This window comes from Roseateles sp. P5_B10 (assembly GCF_056400485.1).
Map to the genome: position 1 here is coordinate 1 of NZ_JBFULE010000503.1, position 3,878 is coordinate 3,878.

3 protein-coding genes are annotated in these 3,878 nt (G+C 68.3%); all 3 read right to left on the reverse strand.

The window, feature by feature from the left end; genetic code table 11:
* Positions 1-1,590 (reverse strand): histidine kinase dimerization/phospho-acceptor domain-containing protein (locus AC1DU6_RS22760; RefSeq protein WP_477859786.1); only part of this gene is annotated, 1,590 nt, incomplete at its 3' end.
* Positions 1,568-2,908, reverse strand: a complete 1,341-nt coding sequence (locus AC1DU6_RS22765; protein ID WP_477859787.1) for an MFS transporter — start codon at positions 2,906-2,908, stop codon at positions 1,568-1,570. The genes AC1DU6_RS22765 and AC1DU6_RS22760, both read right to left, overlap by 23 nt.
* Positions 2,909-3,073: 165 nt before the next feature.
* Positions 3,074-3,878, reverse strand: an 805-nt coding sequence (locus tag AC1DU6_RS22770) for a DUF885 domain-containing protein (protein WP_477859789.1), incomplete at its 5' end; no start/stop codon positions are given.

A 3,878-nucleotide genomic window follows, 5' to 3' on the forward strand; every position in this document is an offset into this window, starting at 1 on the left:
GGCCTGCAGCGTTACCGTGCCGCCGCCCTTCTCGGCGCTGGCGTCGATGCCGTTGCGCAGCAGGTTGACGAGCACCTGCTCGATGCGCACCTGCTGGCCCAGCACGGCCAGGCCTTCGGGCACGGGCAGGCAATCGAGCCTGACGCGCTGGCGGCGCGCTTCAGCGCTCACCAGGGCCACCGCGGCCTGAAAGGCTTCCGCCACCACCACTGGCTGCACGCGCAGCTCGTCGCGCCGCGCAAAGCCCTTGAGCTGGCCAACGATGGCAGCGATGCGCTGGGTCAGGCTGTCTATGGACTGCAGATTGGTCTCGGCGTCGGCCTGCATGCCGCGTTCGAGGAAGACGCGGGCGTTGTCGTTCAGCGCCCGCAGCGCCGCCAGCGGCTGGTTGATCTCGTGCGTGATGCTGGCGGCCATCTGGCCCAGCACGGCGAGCTTGCCGGCCTGCACGAGGTCGTCCTGCGTGGCGCGCAGCGTCAGCTCGGTGCGATGAAGTTCGTCCACGCGCGCCTGCAGCTCGCGTGTGCGCTCGGCGATGCGCGTCTCCAGGCTGTCGTAGGCGGCACGCAGTGCGCCCTGGGCGGCCAGGCGCTCACGGGCGCGGCGGCGGCGCAGCTGCAGGTAGGCCAAGGTCAGCAACAGCGATACCCAGCCCAAGGCGGCAGCCCAGGCACGGCCGGCGGCGATCTGCTCCGCACCGCGGATCTCGGTGAAAGACAGCAGCGTCCAGCCGCGCCCCTGCACCGGCTGCTCGGTGACGAGGGCGCGCAGCTTGGCAGCCGCCGTGGCGATGCGCTCGATGCGCAGTTCGGTCGCCGCGCGTGAGGGCTCGCGCCCCAGCGCAGGCAGCGGCAGGTCGCCGTATTGCTGCGTGTCGTGCAGCTCTTTGCGCGTGGCATCGGACAGCGGCTGCAGCGTGCGGTACTTCCATTCCGGCCGGCTGGCCAGGAAAACCACGCCGCGCGCATCGGCCAGCATCAGCTCGCCAGCGCTGCGCGCCCAGTTGGCCTCCATCTCGTCGAGCGACACCTTCAGCACGACGACGCCCGCCGTGGGGCCGGACAGCCGGTGGGCGATGAAGTAGCCCGGCGTGCCGGTCGTCGAGCCGCGCGCATAGAAGTGGCCGCCGCCCTGCGCCATCGCGTCGCGGAAGTAAGGYCGGTAGGCGTAGTTCTGGCCGACAAAGGTCTGCGGCTCACGCCAGTTGCTGGCGGCCAGCGTCAGGCCCTGCGCGTCGATCAGGAAGATGGCCGCTGCGGAGGCGTCTTGCGCAACGCCTTCGAGCAACACGTTGACTTCCGCCGCGCGTGCCTGGGATGACGGCACGGCCAGCAACCCGGCCAGCGCCGGATGGCGCGCCAGCACCTGCGGCACGACCTCGTACTTGTCCAGCGCGCCGGTCAGCTCGTGCGCGACAAAGCGCAGATGGCGCTGCGCGTCGTCACGGGTCTGGGCCAGCGCCAGGTCCAGCGACAGCCGCCAGGCCGCGTACGCGACCGCTGCGCCGCCCAGCACCACCAGCAACAACAGCCCGAGACTGCGTCGCCAGCGGGCCGGCTTGTTTGCGTCAGTGGTGGGCAGCTTCGGCATCGATCCTTGAGTGTTGGCGCGTGTCACGCATCAACAGATAGACGAGCAGCGAGCAGGCGATCACCGCGGTAGCGTACCAATAGAAGCCGCTCTCCATGCCCTGCTGCTTGAACCACAGTGCGATGTACTCGGCGGTGCCGCCGAAGACCGACACGGCGATGGCATAGGGCACGCCGACACCGGTGGCGCGGATGGAAGCGGGGAAGAGCTCGGCCTTCACGACCGCGTTGATGGAGGTGTAGCCGCTGACGATGAGCCAGGCACACGCGATCAGGCCAAAGGCTTCCCACGGCCCCTGGGCGTGGCGCAGCGCCGTCAGCAGCGGCACCGTGAAGATCGTGCCCAGCACCGCAAAGCCCAGCAGCAGCGGCTTGCGGCCGATGCGGTCCGACAGCGCGCCGTAGATTGGCTGCAGCAGGGCCGCGAACACCAGGCTGGCGGCGGACACGGCCGTGGTCTGCGCGTCGGTGAGGCCCACCGACAGCTTCAGGAACTTCTGCATATAGGTCGTGTAGACGTAGAAGGCCAGCGTGCCGCCCATGGTCAGGCCGATGACGATGAGGCATTCGCGCGGGTGCTGCAGCAGCAGCTTGAAGCCACCCATGCGGTCCTTGTTGCGCTTCTTCTCAGCCTGGAAGGCCTGGGTCTCGGGCAGGTCGGACCGCATGATCAGCGCGACGATGGCCAGCAGCGCGCCGATGAAGAAGGGGATGCGCCAGCCCCAGGCCTTGAGCTGGGCGGCGTCGAGCACGAAGTTCTGCAGCACCAGCAGCACGACGAGCGCCGTCAGCTGGCCGCCAATCAGCGTCACGTACTGGAAGCTGGCATAGAAGCCGCGGTGCTTGGACGTCGCCATCTCCGACAGATAGGTGGCGCTGGAGCCGTACTCGCCACCCAGGCTCAGGCCCTGCAGCAGGCGCGCGAACAGCAGGATGGCTGGTGCCCAGACGCCGACGGCGGCATAGGTGGGCGAGCAGGCGATCAGCAGCGAGCCGCCGCACATCAGCAGCACCGAGGCCATCAGCGCCAGGCGCCGGCCATGGCGGTCGCCGAGGTAGCCGAACAGCAGGCCGCCGACGGGCCRGATGAAGAAGCCCAAAGCGAAGATGGCCGCCGTCGACATCGACTGGGCCACCGGATCGGATGATGGGAAGAAGGACGACGAGAAGTAGAGCGAGAAGGCCGCGTAGCAGTAGAAGTCGTACCACTCGACGAGGTTGCCGAGGGAGCCGACGAGGATGGCCTTCAGGCGGCTGAACTCGATGCGGTCGGGCGCTGCCGCCACAGCGGCCGAAGCCGGGGGATAGATCGCTGACATGGGGCTTGTCTCCTGGGTTGTGTGCCCCAGGATGAGCAGCTTGCGTGCCAAGACCGTGCGTGGCCGTGCGCCAGGGTGGCGCGCGATGCACGCCCCGTCRCTTCGGCGGATTTCCGCCGAGCATGACGCCGCGCAGCYGCCGCTGGCGGAGATCCGCCGCCGCGCTCAGCGCTGCTTGGCGACCCACTCCATGACCAACTCGCGCAGCACCGGCAGCGGCACCTGGCCGGCGGTCAGCACGACGCGATGGAAGCCCTTGACGTCGAACTTCGGGCCCAGCGCCTGGGTCGCCTCGGCACGCAGCTTGGTGATCTCCAGCTGGCCGATCTTGTAGCCCAGCGCCTGGCCGGGCCAGACGATGTAGCGCTCGACTTCGGAGACGACATCGCTCTCGGCCATGGAGGAGTTGTCGAGCATGAACCGAATGGCTCGCTCCCGCGTCCAGCCCTTGGCATGCAGGCCGGTGTCCACCACCAGGCGCATGGCGCGCAGTTGCTCGTCCGACAGACGGCCGTACCACTGATAGGGGTCGGTGAAGAGGCCCAGCTCCTTGCCCAAGCTCTCCGAATACAGCGCCCAGCCTTCCACATAAGCCGTGTAGTTGCTGCCGAAGCGGCGGAAGGCCGGCAGCGTCGCGTCTTCCTGCGCGATGGAGATCTGGAAATGGTGGCCGGGCGAGGCTTCGTGCAGGGACAGGGTCTCCATGCCGAAGATGGGCTGGGCCTTCAGGTTGAAGGTGTTGACGTAGAACACGCCCGGCCGCGAGCCGTCGGTCGTGCCGTTCTGGTAGGAAGCGCCGGCGGCGCTCTCGGCGCGGAAGGCCTCGACTTCCTTGACCTCGTAGTCGGCCTTGGGTTGGATGTCGAAGAGCTTGGGCGTCAGGCCGTTGATCTTCTTCTGCAGGTCGCGGTAGCCATTGAGCAGGTCCTCCGCCTTGCTGAAGTAGAACCTGGGGTCGTCCTGCAGGTAC